This is a genomic window from Chryseobacterium rhizoplanae (assembly GCF_900182655.1).
GTDB classification, from domain to species: Bacteria; Bacteroidota; Bacteroidia; order Flavobacteriales; family Weeksellaceae; genus Chryseobacterium; species Chryseobacterium rhizoplanae.
Genome location: NZ_FXTC01000012.1, coordinates 37,055 through 56,996, shown reverse-complemented (window position 1 = coordinate 56,996; position 19,942 = coordinate 37,055). Strand labels below are relative to the sequence as shown.

The 19,942-nt window shown below is 35.6% G+C and carries 20 protein-coding genes; 4 read left to right on the top strand and 16 right to left on the bottom strand.

The features are described from left to right. Positions 1-236: 236 nt before the first annotated feature. From FN817_RS20285 to FN817_RS20265, 5 genes are all read right to left on the bottom strand, one after another. On the bottom strand, positions 237-1,409 hold the full coding sequence (locus tag FN817_RS20285; protein ID WP_142719517.1) for an MBL fold metallo-hydrolase: 1,173 nt from the start codon (positions 1,407-1,409) through the stop codon (positions 237-239). A gap of 17 nt (positions 1,410-1,426) precedes the next feature. Continuing rightward, positions 1,427-2,080, bottom strand: coding sequence for an NAD(P)-dependent oxidoreductase (locus tag FN817_RS20280; RefSeq protein ID WP_142719516.1), 654 nt, complete (start codon positions 2,078-2,080; stop codon positions 1,427-1,429). A gap of 59 nt (positions 2,081-2,139) precedes the next feature. Next, positions 2,140-2,550, bottom strand: coding sequence for an Rrf2 family transcriptional regulator (locus FN817_RS20275; protein WP_142719515.1), 411 nt, complete (start codon positions 2,548-2,550; stop codon positions 2,140-2,142). A 65-nt stretch (positions 2,551-2,615) separates the two neighbouring features. After that, the gene (locus FN817_RS20270; RefSeq protein ID WP_142719514.1) at positions 2,616-3,566 is read right to left on the bottom strand and encodes a hypothetical protein; all 951 of its coding nucleotides are present in this window, start codon (positions 3,564-3,566) and stop codon (positions 2,616-2,618) included. A gap of 146 nt (positions 3,567-3,712) precedes the next feature. Beyond that, positions 3,713-4,147, bottom strand: coding sequence for an FKBP-type peptidyl-prolyl cis-trans isomerase (locus tag FN817_RS20265; RefSeq protein ID WP_051934256.1), 435 nt, complete (start codon positions 4,145-4,147; stop codon positions 3,713-3,715). 298 nt (positions 4,148-4,445) lie between these two features. Between FN817_RS20265 and FN817_RS20260 the strand changes: the two genes are divergently transcribed. Continuing rightward, positions 4,446-5,453, top strand: coding sequence for a catalase family protein (locus FN817_RS20260; protein ID WP_142719513.1), 1,008 nt, complete (start codon positions 4,446-4,448; stop codon positions 5,451-5,453). A gap of 206 nt (positions 5,454-5,659) precedes the next feature. Here the strand turns inward: FN817_RS20260 and FN817_RS20255 are convergent, their stop codons facing one another. From FN817_RS20255 to FN817_RS20215, 9 genes are all read right to left on the bottom strand, one after another. Continuing rightward, the gene (locus FN817_RS20255) at positions 5,660-6,073 is read right to left on the bottom strand and encodes a nuclear transport factor 2 family protein (RefSeq protein ID WP_142719512.1); all 414 of its coding nucleotides are present in this window, start codon (positions 6,071-6,073) and stop codon (positions 5,660-5,662) included. Between the two features lie 3 nt (positions 6,074-6,076). Then, positions 6,077-6,604, bottom strand: coding sequence for a TetR/AcrR family transcriptional regulator (locus FN817_RS20250; protein WP_142719511.1), 528 nt, complete (start codon positions 6,602-6,604; stop codon positions 6,077-6,079). A gap of 362 nt (positions 6,605-6,966) precedes the next feature. Next, entirely contained in the window at positions 6,967-8,010 is a 1,044-nt protein-coding gene (locus FN817_RS20245; protein ID WP_142719510.1) for a TerC/Alx family metal homeostasis membrane protein, read from the bottom strand. 85 nt (positions 8,011-8,095) lie between these two features. Then, a complete protein-coding gene (locus FN817_RS20240) occupies positions 8,096-8,704 on the bottom strand; it encodes a TerD family protein (RefSeq protein WP_047424109.1) in 609 nt (202 codons plus the stop codon). 66 nt (positions 8,705-8,770) lie between these two features. Beyond that, positions 8,771-9,718 (bottom strand): hypothetical protein, encoded by a 948-nt coding sequence (locus tag FN817_RS20235; RefSeq protein ID WP_142719509.1) that lies wholly within the window; start codon positions 9,716-9,718, stop codon positions 8,771-8,773. A gap of 16 nt (positions 9,719-9,734) precedes the next feature. Further along, positions 9,735-10,910, bottom strand: a complete 1,176-nt coding sequence (locus FN817_RS20230; RefSeq protein WP_185149927.1) for a toxic anion resistance protein — start codon at positions 10,908-10,910, stop codon at positions 9,735-9,737. Between the two features lie 2 nt (positions 10,911-10,912). Further along, positions 10,913-11,470, bottom strand: coding sequence for a TerD family protein (locus FN817_RS20225; protein WP_142719508.1), 558 nt, complete (start codon positions 11,468-11,470; stop codon positions 10,913-10,915). Continuing rightward, positions 11,460-12,284 (bottom strand): phosphoribosyltransferase family protein, encoded by an 825-nt coding sequence (locus FN817_RS20220; RefSeq protein ID WP_142719507.1) that lies wholly within the window; start codon positions 12,282-12,284, stop codon positions 11,460-11,462. The genes FN817_RS20225 and FN817_RS20220 overlap by 11 nt, the downstream gene beginning before the upstream one ends. Positions 12,285-12,292: 8 nt before the next feature. Further along, positions 12,293-12,961: an HAD family hydrolase gene (locus FN817_RS20215; RefSeq protein WP_142719506.1), complete on the bottom strand. Its 669-nt coding sequence runs from the start codon at positions 12,959-12,961 to the stop codon at positions 12,293-12,295. 627 nt (positions 12,962-13,588) lie between these two features. Between FN817_RS20215 and fusA the strand changes: the two genes are divergently transcribed. Beyond that, positions 13,589-15,655 carry an elongation factor G gene (gene fusA, locus FN817_RS20210; protein WP_142719505.1) on the top strand — a complete coding sequence of 689 codons (2,067 nt, stop codon included), beginning with the start codon at positions 13,589-13,591 and terminating at the stop codon, positions 15,653-15,655. Between the two features lie 85 nt (positions 15,656-15,740). Here fusA and FN817_RS20205 read toward each other — a convergent pair whose 3' ends face one another. Then, positions 15,741-17,279 (bottom strand): SulP family inorganic anion transporter, encoded by a 1,539-nt coding sequence (locus FN817_RS20205; RefSeq protein ID WP_142719504.1) that lies wholly within the window; start codon positions 17,277-17,279, stop codon positions 15,741-15,743. Between the two features lie 609 nt (positions 17,280-17,888). Here FN817_RS20205 and FN817_RS20200 point away from each other — a divergent pair. Both FN817_RS20200 and FN817_RS20195 read left to right on the top strand, forming a co-directional pair. Continuing rightward, positions 17,889-18,317: a transposase gene (locus FN817_RS20200; protein ID WP_142719503.1), complete on the top strand. Its 429-nt coding sequence runs from the start codon at positions 17,889-17,891 to the stop codon at positions 18,315-18,317. 11 nt (positions 18,318-18,328) lie between these two features. Further along, complete coding sequence (locus FN817_RS20195) at positions 18,329-18,664, top strand: helix-turn-helix domain-containing protein (RefSeq protein ID WP_142719502.1); 336 nt, start codon at positions 18,329-18,331, stop codon at positions 18,662-18,664. 871 nt (positions 18,665-19,535) lie between these two features. Here the strand turns inward: FN817_RS20195 and FN817_RS20190 are convergent. After that, complete coding sequence (locus FN817_RS20190; RefSeq protein WP_142719501.1) at positions 19,536-19,757, bottom strand: phosphate ABC transporter substrate-binding protein; 222 nt, start codon at positions 19,755-19,757, stop codon at positions 19,536-19,538. Positions 19,758-19,942: the final 185 nt, after the last annotated feature.

Genomic DNA, 19,942 nt, shown 5'->3' with positions numbered 1-19,942 from the left:
TTATATATAAATTGAATATCATCTATAAATTTATATATAAATTGAATAGAAGGATAAATTTCTCCTTCCCCTTACTTACTATATAATCAATTAAGTCTTTGAGAGACTTTTTACGCAAAATTTCATTTTCTAACCTGTAAATTTTAAGTTTAAAAAGAAGGGATCAACAAGTTGGTTGATATTTAAGTATTGATCTATAACAGAAACTGCTGTCTCGTGACAGCAGTTTCTATTGATTATTTCAAAATCTTAAGGGTTCCTTTCGGATGGGTAAATGTCCCATCAGGACCTGCGATATTTGAATACACTATATTTTTATTATAATCCTGGATATGGGTTACATTGAAGCCAAGATGAGGCTCATGCCAATAGATCATGAAAACATTCTTTGCTACTTCTACAGCTGTATATTCTACGGTATCTGTACTGTTTTTTGAACTTCCGGCTGTTCCGGTAAAGGTCATTGTTTTATTATCTTTAAAATCAAGAAGGAATTTCACTGTTCCAAAATCAACTTCAACCTTATGACCAATGGCCGGGTATGGAGATTTAAGATCCCAATCCATTTCGCCAAAGAAAACTTTAGCTCCCATTCCCAGTTCGTCTTTTCCCGGAAGATCAGGATATTTTTTAACCATAAAATCTACAACAGCAGAGGAAGTTTTATTTTCTGTCACTGCCTGTCTATAGTTTTCCAGATAGCTTTTCACAAAATCAAGAGATTTTGGAGTGGTAGAAAGTTCTGCAAAATGAGAAGGAATAACCTGCTCCGGCTTCAATGCTTTCATGGCATCGATCTGTCCTATCCACTGATTAATTGCTTTTACATTCGGAGTGTCTGCCATCCAAAGGTGTGAGCCTACGGAGACTGAAATACCACCCGCAATGGTTTTAATGGAAGGGATCCAAAGAAAACTGTGTGCAGGGTCTTCAGGATTTTGTCTGATTTCGATTTTGTTTCCTTCAAGATCAGGAATGGAAACAGCAGCTTCAGGAACGATAATTTCTGATGGAGCATCTGCCTTCAACTGTGGTTTCCACACTGCAAGTTTTTCATCTTTGGAGGCTGATATCAGGTAAGCTGTCTGCGCTGTTGAAATAATCTTTGCATCAGGAAACGCTTTTCTGATAACATCCAATCCAAAATAAAAATCAGGATCGCTGTGAGAAATAAAAACTGTTGTAAGGTTTTTTCCTGTTGCTTTTATTTCTTTCACAAGCTGCTCTGCGTATTGTTTCTGAAATTGGGCATCAACAAGTATCGCATCTTTATCCCCGTAAATAATGGTGGAAGTAATCGGGAAAATAGCTTTGGTTCCCGGATTATATACTTTCACTTTGAGGTTTCCCGCAAATATGCTGATAAACCCCAACAACGTCAATAACGACAATAATTTCTTTTGTATCATTTCTGTCTTTTTTATCATTAATAAGCTGCTGTAAAACGTTCTCTGATATGGTTGTTTTGTTCCAGTTCATCTACCAAAACTACGGCTACATCTTCTACAGACAGACGGCTTCTTCCGTTTTCATCAAATACCGGAGTTTCCAATGATGTTCTGTATTTCCCTGTTCTCTCTCCTACATTGGCCTGGTTCATTTCTACTGCGGGGCTGAAGAATGTCCAGTCCAGCGTTTTGTTTTCTTTGATTTTGTTCAGATAATCTCTTGCTGCTGTAGCGCCTGGTTTGTAAGCATCCGGGAAATCAGGAGTGTCTACAATTTGTACATTATCCGGGGTATAAAGGCTTCCTGCTCCACCTACTACGATAAGTCTTTTTACACCGGACTGTTCTACTGCTTTTTGAATATTTTCAGAACCATTCAAAAAATCGTTGTAAAGATTAGGATTGGTCCATCCTGCGTTGAAGGTACTGATTACAGCATCACTTCCTTTTAATGCTTCAGCTAATTCATCTACATTGTTTACATCAACACTTTTTGCTGTTACATTTGCCTGGGATTTTACCTTAGATGCATCTCTTACCAATGCTTCTACGGCATATCCTCTGTCTGCTAATTCTTTTACCACGTGTGCTCCTACAAATCCTGTTGCACCAATTACTGATACTTTTTTCATAATGTCTTATTTTTAATTAAATTGTAATAAATATTGTTACATTTAAAGATAAAAAATTTTTATTCGAACTGGTCAGCGAATTCCTGTAATGACTTGTCTCCTAAAAACTTTACTACCAAATGATCTGTTTCTTCAAATAATGTATTTAAATGAACATTAATTTCCTTACCAACACTGCATGCCGGATTGGGATTTTGATTTTTTTTGCCTAATACTTCTGTATTTTTGACTGCTTTATAAATCTCTGAAATAGTGATCAATTCTGCAGTTTTACCAAGCTGACTTCCTCCTTCTTTTCCCTGTCTGCTGATAATCAAGCCTGCTTCTCTTAATACGCTGATCTCCTTTCGGATAATCACCGGATTCACATTGATACTACCGGCGATCCACTCGGAAGTAAGCCACTCCTGAGGGCTCTTCGCCAATAAGGTCATAATATGTATTGCCGTAGCAAATCTTGTATTGTTCATTGTAATTACAGTGCAAATATACACATTTTTTAAATGTAACAAGATTTATTACAGTTAATTTTTTCTTAAAGGATTAATTTATCCAGATCAAGCAGCAGATAATTGATATTCTGATTGATGGTACGCGTTGCTGACTGCATTTGATTGAGCATAGCAGCGCGGTTATTGAGATCATCTGCTCTGTAAAATCCTCCGTCGCTGAAGATCACAGACTTATCCGCAGCTTCTTTTACATCATCAAACTGGTAATGAAGCCATCTCTGTTTCATATTTCCTATGATAGAATACTCTTCTTTGTTGGAAAACTTTTTCTCAGTATACATATACCAGATGAAAGGTGGAAAGTTGGGAGATTCCAGCTTTTCTTTCCAGATATCCCTTAAAAGATTTCTCTGATGGATAAATTCTACTTTTTTTCCTTTGGGATTGAGGGTTGCCAACCCAAACCCTGCTCCTAAAATACCTCCTCCGATACCTATTGCATTATCCCAGCCATCACTTTTCACGATTCCGCCGGCAATGGACGAGGCTGCTCCGGCAATGATAGAATATAAAATCAGTTTATTGTTTCTTGAGGCATTCAGGTTGTCCACATAACTTCCGATCTGAGCTACTCTTTCTCCTTCACAGTCAAATTCTGCAGCCACTGCATCCAGCTCTGTCAAAGCAATGGTAATTCTGCTGTTGATTTTGGTTTTAAGCTGCAATATTTTCACCTGTGAGGTGAGGGAAGAATCTTTTTTCAGTTCGATGATTTTGTGAACATCATTAAGATTACCCAATGCATTTAAAATTAATATACTCTGATCGGTAAACATTCCGCTGAGTTCTTTATTGGCCGTTAAAATAGAATCCGAATTATAAGACGGAAGTTTATTATTGTAATTATATTTAAAGGGAGCTTTACAGTAGCTGTCCTTAAGGGTAAGAATATTCTGCTGGATTGCCTGATTTTTTTTGGAAACACAGGACACCAGTAAGCCAGCAATAGCAAATAGGTAAAAAAGTTTTTTCATACAGTCATATTTTGTGCTGCCCGGATATATTGTAAGCTTATCATTTCTTTTTTCTTCTCCATCTTACAATTCATCAATACGAATATAGTATAAATAAAAAAAATTACCTGATCTCAGGTAATTTTTTAATCTATTTTTAAGAAGGATTATTTAATATCCAGCAATTCTACTTCAAAGACAAGGGTACTGTTAGGACCAATTTCTTTGCTGATTTCCTGATCTCCATACGCTAAATGCGGAGGAATAATCAGTCTCCATTTGCTGCCAACCGGCATCAGCTGAAGTGCTTCTGTCCAACCTGAAATTACTCTGTTTAAAGGGAACGATGCAGGTGTACCTCTTTTTACAGAACTGTCAAATACCTTTCCGGAAATGGTAGTTCCATGGTAGTGGCATTTTACAGTAGACTTAGGACCTGGTTTTGCTCCATCTCCTTCTGTAATGATTTCATACTGTAAGCCGCTTGGTAACTGCACAACGCTTTCTCTCTTACCATACTCTTCCATATATTCTTTACCGTCTTTCAGGTTCTTTTCTGCCAATTCTTTTTTACGTTTAAATAACATATCTGCTACTCCCATATTATAATTTTTTTACAAAGATAAGGCTTTTTAGAGTTGGAAGATGGAAGCTCGATGAGGGAAGTTTAAAAATCCGGAGCATTTCCTATCATAACAACACGCTTTTAATTCATTCTTATTAAAAAAAACTAGATACTAATAATCAACAAGTTAAACAGCTTATTTTTTAACATCTACTAATCATATTGCCTTACATTTCCCTATTTTTAAACATCTTTTCCACAAAATTCAAATAATTGTAATACTTACTTAACACAGATTTCGAAACTTGGCGTTATAATTGAATTTTAAAAACTAAATGCCAAATCCATTAAAATATAATAAGAAGTTTGATGAACTGAATGAGGAGGAAAAGAAACTTCTGGAACTCAATAAAAAAACAATAGCGGATTTTGTTGAACAATCCTCTTCCATCAGTGACGTCAATTATGCTACCCGAAATGCCCATGCAAAAACGTATGCGGCAGCAAAGGGAACATTCTGGACTGAACCGGATATTCCGGAATCACTGCAGCCTTTTTTTGATAAGGAAAAATTTGATCTGACCATCCGGTTTTCCAATGCCCAGCTGAAAATTAAAAACTCTAAAAAGGATATTCCTGCTTATGGGTTTGCCGTGCAGATCAAGGATGAGAACGGTGGATTACTTGCCAATTATCCATTGGTGAATTTTCCGTTGTTCCCGATTAATTCTGTATCTACTTTCCTGAAATTGTTTACCGCTATTAATAAGTTTTACATCAAAAAATGGAGCAGTCTGTTTCCAATGCTGCTTCAGATAATTAAAGTAATTCCTTCTGCATTGACAGGTGATATGATTCGCAATATAATCAAGCTAATGGGTAAAAGAAACGATTTTATCCTCTCCTTTGATTATTATTCTGTAGGTGCTTACCGACTGGGAGATCAAATCATTAAAATAAAGTTATCTCCTAAAAATGTGGATAAACATACGGGTAAAAAACAGCAGATCAAAGACTCACTAAAAAATTACCTGCAAGCCCATGATTTTACTGCTGATATATTGATCCAGCTATGTTACGATCTTCATGATCAACCGGTCAATAAACTGAATGTAGAATGGAAAAATTCTCCCTTCATTAAAATCGGTGAGGTAAAAATAACTAAAGATTCATTGCTGGATTCCCGTGATTGTAGCAATGAACTGCTTTCATTCAATCCTTTTGAAAGTAAGATCTTTTTTCAGCCTGTAGGAAAAATACAGAAATTACGTGATGAAGCTTATAAAGTGTCTGTACAGACGAGGAGAAAGATTAATAAGCTGCTGCATGGGAAGAACAGTTAAAATAATGATGAATTATAAATGATGAGTTATGAATTTTTGAATGCAAAACAAAGATTTTATCTAAAAAAAGTATTTCTTGGAAGTGTCATTCTGAACGAAATGAAATGTAGTGAAGAATCTCACATCATTGTTTATTATTAAGATTCTTCCTTCGTCAGAATGACAAAAACCAAATAATTTGAGTTTTGAGATAATTTCTTATTATTTTATCTGAACTTTCGATCTTCTTCTTTGATCGCCAGATCATTGATGCTTGCATATCTTTTCGCCATCAGCCCGTTTTCATCAAATTCCCAGTTCTCATTTCCATAGGCTCTGAACCAGTCGCCGTCTTTAGTCTGATATTCATATTCAAAACGAACAGCGATTCGGTTGTCTGTGTGTGCCCAATATTCTTTTTTAAGATGATAATGAAGCTCTTTTTCCCACTTTTTATGTAGAAATACTACAATATTTTCTCTTCCATTCACGAATGTATCTCTGTTTCTCCATTCGCTGTCGATGGTATATGCTTTGGAAACCTTTTCAGGATCCTGACTGTTCCAGGCATCTTCTGCCATTTGAATTTTTTCCAGTGCCGTTTCAAGAGTGAAGGGCGGAAGCGGATGTTTTTGTTCCATGACTTATTGTATTAAATTGGTTGCTATTTTCTTTGACTTTTCAATTAATTCATTGGATTTGAAAAGCTGGCTTTCTATAATGCTGCTTTCAAAAAGCATATAAATGTGATCGGAAAGAGTATCATCATTCAGTAATTCTAAAAAAAAGTTTCTGAGATCAGCTTTATGAGATTGAATTACGCTGAGTATTTTAATATTATCCATTGGAATTTCTGATAAAATATTCAGGAAGCTGCACCCACGGAAATTTTCTTTTTTATTCATATATACCAGAAAATCGAAAGCTTTGGTTGTTTTAGATTTCGGGTCTTTTTCCTTTGATAAAAAATTACTGAGTTCACTGAACCAATATTCATGTCTTACTTTCAGAAATTCTACACATAGATCTTCTTTGGATTTAAAATATTGATAAAAACTTGCTTTAGCTACTTCTGCCTCGGAAATGATCTGGTTGATTCCTGTAGAATTATACCCTTGTTTTGCAAACAATTCAAAGGTTGTTTCTACTATTCTTTCTCTTGGAGATTTCATATTGTTTTTCTTTTCTGGAACAAATGTATGAAAAAAAATAATATACAGACCAGTCTGTCTGTATTTTTTTTAAAAAAAAATTATTTGGTAAAATGTTGGAAAACTAAAGGGCGCGAAGTTTTTATGAAAAATAATGTGTTAAGGCGCAAAGATTTTATCTTCGATAAAATTGAATACCGGTAATAATATGGCTTTGAATAATGCGAATAATTAATATAAGTAATTATCCTTGCTGAAAATCTTTGATTTTCTTGCGTCTTAAAAAGCACATAATTTTCATCTTCTTTGCACCTTTGCGTTCTTCCAACAAAAAAGCCTCCAGAATTGAATTCCAGAGGCTTTTAATATATTTTTAAATAAGATTATTTTTCTTCCAATTCTTCTTTCTTATCTTCTTCTTTTTCAGGGAAGATGATGGATAAAAGAACAGAGATCACCAATACTCCTCCTACAATCCCCAAAGAAACCGGAGACGGAATATGAATCCAAGGTGCGATAAGCATTTTAACTCCAATAAAGGACAGGATAATCGCCAATCCGTAAGGAAGTTTGCTGAACATATGGATAAAGTTCGCCAATAGAAAGTATAATGATCTTAATCCTAAAATCGCGAAGATATTTGACGTATAAAGGATAAATGGATCATTTGAAATTGCGAAGATCGCCGGAATGGAATCTACTGCAAAAAGAACGTCAGTAAATTCAATAACACCAACTACCACTAAAAGAGGAGTTGCCATTTTGATCCCGTTCTGAATGGTGAAAAATTTATCTCCATCATAGTTGTCAGAAACTTTCCAGAAACTCTTGATCAATCTTGCTCCTGCTGTATTACTGTAATCTTCGTCGTCACCATCGTCACCGTCGCCCCAGGATTTGATTCCAGCATATACCAGAAATAAACCGAACAGCGCCATAACGATATTGATTTGTACAGCTTTACCAAAAATATTCATTTCAGGAAGGTAAGTCAGGTTAATTAATCCTACGCCAGCAAAAATGAAGATGGCTCTGAAGATCAATGCTCCGATAATTCCCCAGAAAAGAACTTTATGATGAAGGTATTTCGGAACTTTAAAGAAACCGAAAACGAGGATAAATACAAATAAGTTATCCACAGACAGGGCCTTTTCAATCCAATAGGCAGCCTGGTATTGTGTGAATTTCTCTACTGCCAAAGCGTGGCTTTCGGGACTTCCATCGGTATTGAATACCCAATACACCACTCCTGAAAAAACCATTGAAAGTGAGATCCATACGATAGACCAGATGGTAGCTTCTTTGGAAGAGACTTCATGACTTTTTTTATTAAATACCCCTAAGTCCAGGAGCAGCATGATAACGACTGTTACTGCAAATCCCCACACCAGACCTGGGTGCAGTTCTAAAATACTTTGATGTTCCACTTGAGTTATGTTATTATATGATAAAAGCAATAGATGCACAGAGTACAAATATTGCTAATTTATTTATCTTTTGATTGACAATTGATTATAGATAATTCATCTGAACTGTCTGAACCGTCTGCTCCAGCTTTTTGTCTGCAGTAGGATCTCCTATTGCATTGAATTTCCACTCTCCATTTCTCTTGTAGAACACTCCCATTACCATAGCAACATGCCCTCTGAAAGAAGCATCATTGGCAATATCATATTTTGCAAACACTTCTCTCACATTAGTAGGTGTTCCTTCATAAATACGGATAGAAGCAAAAGGAATGGTTCCGAAATCCTGACCTCTGTAGCTGTTCAGTACCATTGCAACGTGTTCTACGTTAGGCTCCAATTGGCTGAAATCTACAGTGATTACTTCATTATCCAATCCGTCGTCACCATCTACGTCCCCGGTAAGATCATCTCCGCTGTGTCTTACAGATCCGTTTCTGGATTTAAGGTTTCCGAAATAGATTACTTCAGTAACGTTTTTGTTTGAATCATATAAAATACAGCTTCCATCTAAGTCTACTGCTTCTTTTTTAGTTCCAAAAAATCCTTTTTTCTCAATTGCTCCCCAGTTAATTCCCACACAAGCTTGAGAAAGCTCAGCTCCATTTTCTTTTTTAAGGTTTATTCTCTGACCTTTTTGTAAGTTGATAGCCATCTTTTTATGTTTAGTTGTTAAATACTTTTTGCAAAAAAGCGTATTCTTTGCTTTACAAATTTCGTTTTAGTTATTATTCAGATTCAAATTAAGCATCGCCCGCAGAATATTTGTTTCTTCGTCAAAATCAAATATTTTGCTCATAATATCCATATTTTCAAGGTTTTTAATATAATCTTTCAAAACACCTTCCACTTCAGCTGGTAATGCACGTTTTCTTTCGTTCATACTGTTTTCCAACTGTTCATTTTTATTTCTCAGCTGATCAATAATGGAGCTCTGATTAGACTGATTTTCAGAAATATCCAGCTTATCCAATTCTTTGTCAAAAAGATACAATTTCTTTTCGTCTACACTGAATATAAAATAATCATCAGACTGAAAGATTTTAAAAAGTTCATAATCATGGGTTCCTATAAGGTATCCACATACGAAACGTACTTTAAATCTCTGTATATTAAGCCTACCCAACAGTTTTCTTTCAATGGAATAATCTTTATACTGATAGGCAGGAAAAGAATCAGATTTCAGCAGTGTTTCATCTGCTTCTGTTCTGTAAAATTCCTGGGCATATTTTTTATGAAAATACAGTACATTTTCCCAATTGGCCGTAAAACGATCTTCGGTAAGGTCTTTATATACCGTTTTCAAATGTTGGGAAAACACACCGCTGTACATTTTCCTGTCAGTCTCAAAACTGTCTACCCGTCTTTCTTCAAAACCTGAAATATATTTACTGTTGATGTTAATTTCATTGATAACAGCCAGCATGTCATTTTCCTTCTGTTTTTTAATCTTAGTAAGAAGTTCTATGAGACTGTCAGTATACTGCAGGTGGAAAAGTTCCAGTTTATTGTAATCCAAAGCCGTATTTTCCTGGAACAGATTGTGGATAATATCAGTTTTGATGTAAATTGATATGATGTCAATATGTTCAAAAAAATTAGCGAGAAGCTTAAGCTTTGTTAATCTTCTTTTGCTTTGCGACAATATGGTTGCTGCATCATCCCCCACCTTGGTATCCTATAAATTAACCTCTGACATTCGCTTTTAGTTCATGTTCCAATGTCTGAAGATCCTGATCCAGTTTTCTTCTGTTATCTGCTCCCTGTTTCTGGATTTGTTTCACCTCATTCAATGTATTGATCAACATTGATGTTGTTTCTTTCAATGTTTCCACAGATACAATCGTCTGCTCGTTCGCTCTGGCAACATTTATTGAATTCTGGCCAAGACGTTCTGCATTCTTTCTTAAGATTTCTTCTGTAGTAGAAGATACTTTCTGCTGGATTTCAATATTCTGCTGCTGTCTGTACATTGCTACAGCCAATGAAAGCTGATTTTTCCAAACAGGAAGTGTCGTGGTAAGAATCGTTTGAGCTTTTTCAGCAATAGAAACGTTGTTGTTCTGTACCAGTCTGATCTGCGGAAGTGACTGCATCATAATCACACGCACCACTTTAAGATCAGCCATTCTTCTGTCTAATCTTGCAATAAAATCTCTTTTATCCGCAATCTGATAATCCTGAAAATTCTGAGGAGCTGCCTCCATTTGAGCAAGCTCTACTGCCGCTCTTTCCATTCTGATATTTCCGGCAATCACAAGTTCTTCAATCTGCTTGATAGAATTTACGTTGCTTTCAAAAATAGTCTGAAGTACAGCATTATCTTTTGTAGAAGTGATAATTCCTGCATTTACTTTATACGAGATCTGCTCAATATTGTTGATGATCTTATCGTATTTTGCAAATAAGTTCTCTACCTGGGTCATCACCTTCTTCATGAATGGCAATTTGCTCAGAAAACTTTTCACTTTGTTTCCGTTAAGCTCTTCTACATCTACATAGTTCAGCTCTACCAAAAGATCATTGATAAGGCCTCCTACTTCTCCGGAATTTGATCTTCTTACATTTCCTAAAAAGCTGTCACTCTGGTTAGTTAATGTTTTTTGAAGTTCCGCTCCAAAGTTCACGATGGAGCCCGGATTGGCTTCATCAATAGAGTTCGCAAGAACTTCATATTTCTGACGTTCTTCTGACTGCAGTTGTGTCAGATTTACATTTCCCTCTCTGTCCACAAGAACCGCCGGCGCTGCATTCTGAGCAGACTGAGCCGGAGTTGGAGGAACCATTGGAGTAGGTTCAAAGGTTTTAAGAGGTTCTATTGATCCTAGTGGATCTATGGGTTGATTTTCCTGATTGTCCATAATTACTTCTGATAAATTGATACAAATTTCTCAAGGCCTTCTCTCTGTCCTGCCCCTACAGCCTCAAATTTCCATTCTCCGTTTCTGTTGTAGATTCTTCCGAATTCTACTGCAGTTTCGATTGAGAAATCTTCATCTAATTCATATTTTAAGATCTCTTCATTCGTATCTGTATTGAAAATTCTGATGAAAGAATTTCTTACCTGTCCAAAGTTTTGTTTTCTTGAATCTGCTTCGTGAATGGTTACCACTACTGTAATTTCTTTGATGGCATCATCAATTTTGGTAAGATCAATTTTGATCTGTTCATCATCTCCAGCTCCTTCACCTGTAAGGTTATCTCCTGTGTGGATTACCGATTTATCCGGAGACTCAAGGTTGTTATAGAAAATAAAGTGATTATCTGAAACTAATTTTTTGTCGTCTCCCAGCAAAAACAAAGAGGCATCAAGGTCAAATCCTGTTCCTGTAGAAGTATTATTGATATCCCATCCTAAACCTACAGTAAATTTAGGTGCGTTAATATTTTCTCTTTGTCCTTTTTGTAAGTTAATAGCCATAATATAATTCCGTTTGTGTTAAAGTATTGATGTTATTTTCGTATTCTTTTATTAAATGATAATTGTTGCTGATGGCCAGCTCCAAAAGCAAATCCATCTGTTCTTTTTTTACTTTAGACGTAAGATAGTCAAAATTACTTGATTCCAGGCCTAAAATATATTTTACAATCCTTGTATTGAACTCAAAACTCTCTTTATTCATCACTTCTGCAACATGATTTACATTTTTTACTGCGTAATAGTTAAAAAAGTTTTCAATTTTAGGATCAAGGTCAAAATTCATCAGTTCAGCATAATACAGGAACATAAAGTCTGCTTCTACGCTATATTCGTCCAGGATTCTGTTGACTGTGTATTCATGACTTCCCGTGATTTTTATATCGTCTATAAAAATACAAAGTTTTCCTCTCAAAAAATCTTTATCGATATAATAAGTATCATTCGCAATCAGATTTTTGCGGTCTTCAAAATTGAGGTTTCCATAATCTGTGATATAGGTATGATTACGGTTGATTTTTGACAAAATGCTTGACTTTTTCCCTTTTTGAAACAGATAAAAATCCAGATGCTTTTTAAAGAAAAAACATAAGAAATTAGAAGCCGTAGGAATCGCCATATAAGGGCTTGGAAGTACTACAATCTCTTTATCAGTATCTAAAAGTGTTTCGTTTTCGGAAATAAATCCGTCGAATAATTCTCTTGCAAATTTTTCAGCATACGACTTATCGCCATATTTGAAATAGCTGTATTCCGCGGGTGAGAAAGTAAACTCATCTGCTGAATGAATGTGGTGTAAGCTGTATCTTTTATTCATGTTTATTTTTAGTGTTTAAGTAAATGTGCACTGAAACCGAAGTTTTTTGCCCCTTCATAATCTGCAAACTGATTGTCTCCGATATGCAGAATCTGATGCATTGGCAAATCCTGATCTTTGATATTATTCTTCACTTCCTGAAAAATAAGCGGGTTCGGTTTGGAATAGTTAATTTCATCAGAATAGATATGAAAATCTATGTACTGATCCAGATTTTCATGGATCAGAAATTTCCTCATGGTTTTTCCTTTGATAAATCCTGTATTGCTCAAAATATTAATGGTCTTTCCCTGATTTTTAATATCCTCAAAAAAATCATGGATATTCTCAAAAATCACAATCGGCCTGTATTCCAGAAATAAATCTTCACTTTTTCCGTAAAACTCATTAAGTTTTTCTTTATTCAATTGCTTTATATCCACGCCCAAAGAACCAAGAATCATCAGATAAATTTCAAAAGTGTCTATATTCCCTCCAGTCACTTCATTAATAGTATTGCAAAGATCATCGTAATATTTTACAGTTTTCGCAACTTCTTCTATCGGTTTATCTACGTTAAAAAATGAGGAGAACAGCTCAACTCTTTTTGCTTTAAATTCAGGATGAGATTTGATTAAAGTGAGCCACAGGTCAAAGGAAAAATGACAGTGGTTATGGATGTCGATATCTGTTTTCAATAGGTTTTAAGTTAAAAGTTTTTATTTAGCTTCTTGAAAAAGATTTAAAATTTTTTAATCATCAAAAAGTGTTTACAATACTATTCTTCCCAAAGATAAAATATTTATCATAAAAGCATTACGTTCGTTATCTGTTTTAAGATATTTTTATGAAATTCTATGGATTTGAAAGATTCTCAGAAGTTGATTTAAAAAGTGTTTAATATCCGTTCACAAAAAATATTTTCAAAAATTCTTTGAAAATCAAAAAAAAATTATAATTTCGCAACCGATTAACAATCAACAATGTCAACAAAAATGATAAATATTATTAACTTAAGTAATCCTGTCAGAGCTGTGTTCTTTGGCAGCACTGAATATTTATCTGAATAGTTCTATAGATCTTTTATACCCAAAAATATATTAAAGACCTGTCTATTCGGATAGGTCTTTTTTGCTGCCCTAATTTCAGACTTTAACAATTCACACAACTTCTGTTATTTGTTAAGATTTCTGAAAATTTCACTTTGATACACAATACAAAAATGTTTTTACCGGCTCCATGAGACCGGAGTGTATTTTGTGTTTATTTTTTTCAGAGCCTTTTCCAAATACAGATCTAAAAATCAACAATTTAAATTAAAAAAAATGAAATACAACACACGAAATATAGGGATTATAGCACACGTAGATGCGGGAAAAACAACTTTATCTGAAAGACTTCTGTATTACACAGGACTTATCCATAAAATCGGTAATGTAGATGACGGAAATACCACCATGGATAAAGACATACAGGAAAGAAACAGAGGGATTACCATTTCATCCGCTGCGGTTTCAACACAATGGAAAAAAGATGATACTGTTTATAATATCAACATTATTGATACTCCGGGGCACATTGATTTTGCAGTAGAAGTAGAGCGTTCTCTAAGGGTTCTGGACAGTGTAGTTGCAGTTTTCTGTGCTTCATCAGGTGTTCAGCCACAGACTGAAAATGTTTGGTTCCAGGCCGAAAAATATGGAACCTCCAAGATTTGTTTCATCAACAAAATGGACAGAATTGGTGCAGATTTCTTTGCCGTTCTTCATGAGATAAGAACGAAGCTAAGTACTGTTCCTCTGGCTCTTCAAATCCCGATTGGAGCTGAAAGCCATTTTGAAGGTGTCATTGATCTTGTCAAAATGAAAGCATTATACTGGACCGATGAAAATGGAGAAACTATTGCAGAGAAGGAAATTCCAGCCACCTCTCAGCCTGAAGCCGATGAATACAGAATCAAATTACTGGAAACCCTGGCAGAATATGATGAGACGTTTTTTGAAATCTTCATGGATACTGAACATACAATCAATGTTGAAATGGTTACAGAAGCTATACAAAGAGTCTGCAGAACAGGATCTGCCGTTCCCGTTCTATGTGGTTCTGCCTTTAAGAATAAGGGAATTCAGCCTCTTCTTGATGCGGTTGTAGCGTATCTTCCGGCACCTGATCAGCTTGCTGACCTGCATGGAAGAGATCCTCACACAGAAGAAACGATAACACTGGAAAGGAATGAAACTGTTTCTTTTTCAGGGCTTGTCTTCAAAGTTGTGATTGACAAGCATATGGGAAGACTGGCTATGCTCCGTGTATATTCCGGAAAAATTAAATCCGGAGATACTTTACTGAATGTAAGAACGGGCGAAAGTTTCAGGATTTCCAGGATTTTACAAATGCAGTCTGACAAAACGTTATCACTGGAAGAAGCTAAAGCGGGAGATATTGTTGCTTTGACAGGAATAAAAGATGCCAAAACTGGAGACTCTTTATCTTCTATAGACAAGCCTATATTGCTGGAATCGATTACGATCCCAACTCCTGTTATCAGGGTGGCTATTGAGCCGAAAACCAATGGTGATGAGAAATCATTTGGTTTGGTGCTGGCAAAAATCCAGGAAGAAGATCCTTCTTTGGTGGTTGAAAGGGATAAACAGACCGGAGAAACTTTATTGAGTGGACTGGGAGAGCTTCATCTTGAGGTTACTTTGGAAAAAATACGCCTGAATCACGGTATTGAAGTTAATCAGGGAAAACCTAAAGTTTCTTATCGTGAGATTTTAACAGCAACCAAAGTTCATAGAGAGAAACTTTCCAAACAGAACGGAGGAAGCGGGCAGTTCGCTGATATCAGTTTTGAGATCGGGCCAGGAAATGATAATGAACATGGATTGGAATTTATCAATATGATCAAAGGAGGAGTTATCCCCACTGAATTTATTCCATCTGTTGAAAAAGGATTCAGAGAAGCTATGGAAAACGGACCTTTAAAAGGATATCCTCTGGAAAACATGAAGGTTACTCTTCTGGACGGTTCTTTCCACGCTCAGGATTCTGCGGCGCTTGATTTTGAGATTGCGGCAAGAGAAGGATTCAAAGCTGCGGCCAAAGGATGTAGTCCCAAACTTATGGAGCCAGTCATGCAGGTGGAGATTCAAAGTATTGAAGAATATACGGGTGCTGTCACTGCAGATATCAACAGAAGAAGGGGAATCATCACTTCTATTGATGAAAGGTCAGGAAGAAAAGTTTTTGCAGCGGAAGTTCCGTTGGCTTCAACTTTCGGGTATATTTCTGATCTTAGAACGCTGACAAGCGGACGTGCTTCCATCAGCATGAAATTGTCGCACTATGCTTTAGTGCCTGATTTTATTGCAGATACATTAATCATCTAAACAAGCAAGGACTGTAGATTTTTTTCTTACAGTCCTTGTCTTGTTATTGAGGTTTATAATTGATACAAATTCAATTTTAATTTCTTTATTTTTCCGGCATCACCTTATAAGTAGGATCCTCCTGGATATTAACTTCTACTACAGCTTCTGCATTTTTCAATATTTTTCTACAGTCTTCACTGAGATGTCGTAAGTGTACTGTTTTATTTTGTTCTTTATACCGTTTAGATAATTTGCCTAAAGCTTCTATAGCACTCATATCCACAATACGGCTTTCTTTAAAATCCACAACCACTTGATCAGGATCATTCATTGGATCAAACTTATCTGTAAATGCTGTTACAGAACCGAAAAACAACGGTCCGTATATTTCGTAATACTTCACCCCGTTTTCATCTATATACTTTCTTGCCCGTATTCTTTTGGCATTATCCCATGCAAAAACCAGCGCAGAGATGATAACTCCAACTAACACTGCCAATGCCAGGTTATGTAAAATTACAGTAATCAATGCTACAGTAATTCCTACGAAGATATCTGATTTTGGCATTTTATTAACAATCCTGATAGACACCCACTGAAAAGTACTGATTGCCACCATCATCATTACTCCTACTAAAGCAGCCATAGGAATTCTCTCAATGACAGGCGCTCCACACAAAATGATTATTAAAATTAGAAGTGATGCTATTATTCCCGATAATCTTGCTCTGGAACCTGCATTAAGATTCACTAAAGTTTGTGCCACCATTGCACAGCCTCCCATTCCTCCAAAGAAACCGTTCGTAATATTGGCTAATCCCTGAGCTACAGATTCTTTATTGGCACTTCCTTTTGTATTGGTGATTTCATCCACCATGGATAATGTCAGAAGAGATTCAATAAGGCCTACTCCAGCCATAATTAAAGCATATGGAAAAATAATCTGTAACGTTTCCAGTGAAAAAGGGATTTTTGGAATATGAAAACTTGGAAGGTTTCCACTGATATGAGCAATATCTGCTACTGTTTTGGTTGGAATATTAAATCCAAGAACTACAGCAAAGACAATAATGATCGCTACGAGCGAAGCAGGAACTGTTTTCGTTATTTTTGGAAAAAAATAGACTACGGCAATCGTCAGGGCAGTTAAACCAGCCATTATATACAAAGACATTCCTTGCAGCCAGCTTACGGCTCCGCTGCTGTCTGTAATTTTAAACTGCTCTACCTGCGCCATAAAGATAATAATGGCCAATCCGTTCAGGAATCCGTACATAACCGGTTGCGGAATCAATCTCACAAATTTTCCCAGTTTAAAGATTCCTACCAGCATTTGAAGTATTCCGGCCAGTGCTACAGTAGCAAAAAGATATTCTACGCCATGAGATTGTATCAGAGCAATCAATACAACGATGGTTGCACCAGCTCCACCGGAAACCATACCGGGACGTCCTCCCAGAACGGCGGTTACCAATCCCATCATAAAAGCTGCATAAAGCCCTGTAAGAGGAGACAAACCGGCAAGAATAGCAAACGAAAGAGATTCAGGGATCATCGTCATCGCTACCGTAAAACCAGCCAGCAGTTCATTTTTATAATTTATTTTCTTCGAAAAATCGAATAAGCTTATAGTATTTTTCATTGATTTGCAAAGGTATGGAATACAATTTTTCTTTTTATCATTTTTCTATGAGGAAGCCCATCAGCTGTAAGCAATTCACACATTAACTGTTATAATATGTTAATTTTAATTAAAATAAATAGATAAAGTATGATTTTTACATTTCTATCTCTTTTTACTTCTTATTTTTGTTTACATTTGAAAGCGAATAAGCAATTATTTGGTACTCATTAAAAAATTCAACGCGTAAAAAGCTGTATATCAATTTATCTGCAGCTTCAACACATAGAATTGTATAAAAACCTTAATAGGTCATATATTATTTACACAAATGGCAGGAAGAGAAGTTTGAAAGAGAAGAAGAAGAAACCATTGAAAATAAAGAATATATCCCAAGTACATTAAGGTGACTCCTACCCACCTTTTTTTTGATATTTGGTAAATTACTAATCTGTTTTTTTAAGACTCATCGTCTTATTAAACGCAATTTAACATTCTTACATCATAATTTCTATTTCTTATCAATTTCAAATTGAAGTGAGTTATTTCCTACCACATAAAATAATATATGGATTCTATTTTCGTTTTTTTGATACATAAGTTTAAACAAAAGAATAATATTCAATAAAAATGTTATATAAAGAAATCCATATTGGGAAATTTATTAAGGAAAGGGTAGATGAAAATGAAATAACAATAGAAAGGATATGCAAATTTTTAAGCAAAGATGAAGGGGCAATCGAGGTAATGTATGACAGCAAATCGATGGATACAGATCTTCTTTTAAGATGGAGCAAATTATTGGAATATGATTTTTTCAGACTTTACAGCTCACATTTAATTTTATATGCACCGCCTTCTGCCATCAACAAAAACCAGCAGAAGTCTGAAAAAACGCCTTATTTCAGGAAAAACATTTACACTCAGGAAATTAAAGATTTTATTATGAAGAGAATTCTTTCCGGTGAAATGACCCAAAGTGAAGTCATTAAAGAGTATTCTATTCCGAAAAGTACCCTTCACAGATGGCTTCAGAAGAGCGATAATGTAAACGGATAAACAGATAAGATATGCGCCCCAATTACAAAAAAATTTATCAGGATATGCTAAAGATGGAATATCCGGAAAAGCTAAAGGATCCGAAAATCAAAGAACTTCTTGAAAAACTTAATACCAGTGAGGATGTTTTGAAGTTCAATGAAAAGCTGTTCAAGCAGTCCAGAGAAAATCAAAAACTCAAAACCTATGACAGGCAGACTATGCTAAAACTGCTTCAGTATCAGAAAAAGCACGGTCACTCTACAAGCTATATGTCCAGAAAATATAAAATAAGCAGAACGACTCTTTCAAAATGGAAGCTCATGTTTGAAGAAGAACTTGATACAATGCAAAGTGCCGGTAAATAATTTACCGGCATTTTATAAAAGGTAATGATAAGGAAAAAACAGGGCTGTACGTTTGCCGGAGTCGAACCGGATAACCTTGCCGGAATGACCGGCTTCGCTATTCCTCCCTTAATTGTGTTACGATGAATTTTTTCCTAACGACACTTCATAATCGTACTATAAAGAAGCTGGAAGTGGGAAGAAGAAAGATGGCAAGCCTGAGATTCCTCCGACTCTATAGAAAATTATAATACAAAGATATCTTTCAACGTTCCACTTCCGGCTTCTAAGTTTATGAAAACAAGGCAACATCCGAAAAATGCAGTCGTGCTCTAACCAACTGAGCTACTCTTCCTATATACATCGTGTTTTTTTGCTGTGGAAGAGACGGGACTCGAACCCGTGACCCCGTCGTGATGAGCGAAGTAACATTTTTCTACGGCACTTGTTTGTTTTTTAAATAAAAAGAGGCAAGATTCGAAAAGACTTGTACAAGATCATTTCCATGACCTTGTGGAGTCGAACCAAATTAAACCGAAGTAGGCCTTCTCTACGGCACTCTTTATACAATCAAGGTAAAATTCTCAGAATCTTCCGTGCATTTGCTCTACCTGCTGAGCTACCTCTCCTTTTCGAGGGAAAAGGCAGGATTCGAACCTGCGACCCAATGTTTACTCAATCTCGAAGTATGATTCTAAAACGACACTTGATTTTTATTTTTTTATTTATATGTCTACTACACTTTTTATAGTATCAGGGCAAAACGGCGGAATCTTTTCTTTTTCTTCTGCTCTATCTTTTGAGCTACATTCCGTTTACAACAGGAATAGCAGGAATTGAACCTACATCTGAAGACTTAACTCGAAGTATGACTCCAAAACGGCACCTGATATTATTTTTTCCATTGGGTTTTTCTATATTTCTTCCAGTTTCTCTGGAATTTTGTGTACTTTGCATTCACCACATCATAACCATGTGGAAAACAGTACGAACAACCCATTTCATTCCCGTACAAGATTCTTGAAATCTGTACACCGGAAATTTTCTTTGGAAAGTCAATCAATCCATATTCATTGAATCCGAATTTCTTTCTTACTATCTTTGCTTTTTTCATTAGTATTGAGTATTAACCTCAATACAGTGCTTCTTTTAGATTTGGTTTATGGTTATTCATTGTTATTAGTTTTAATTTTTACAAATTTATATTGTTAGTGCGCATTCTTTTTACGCAGTTCTATTTTTATTAAAAACCAAGCAATTAAATAATAAGAGTAAATGATATTCAATTGGAAGTTGACG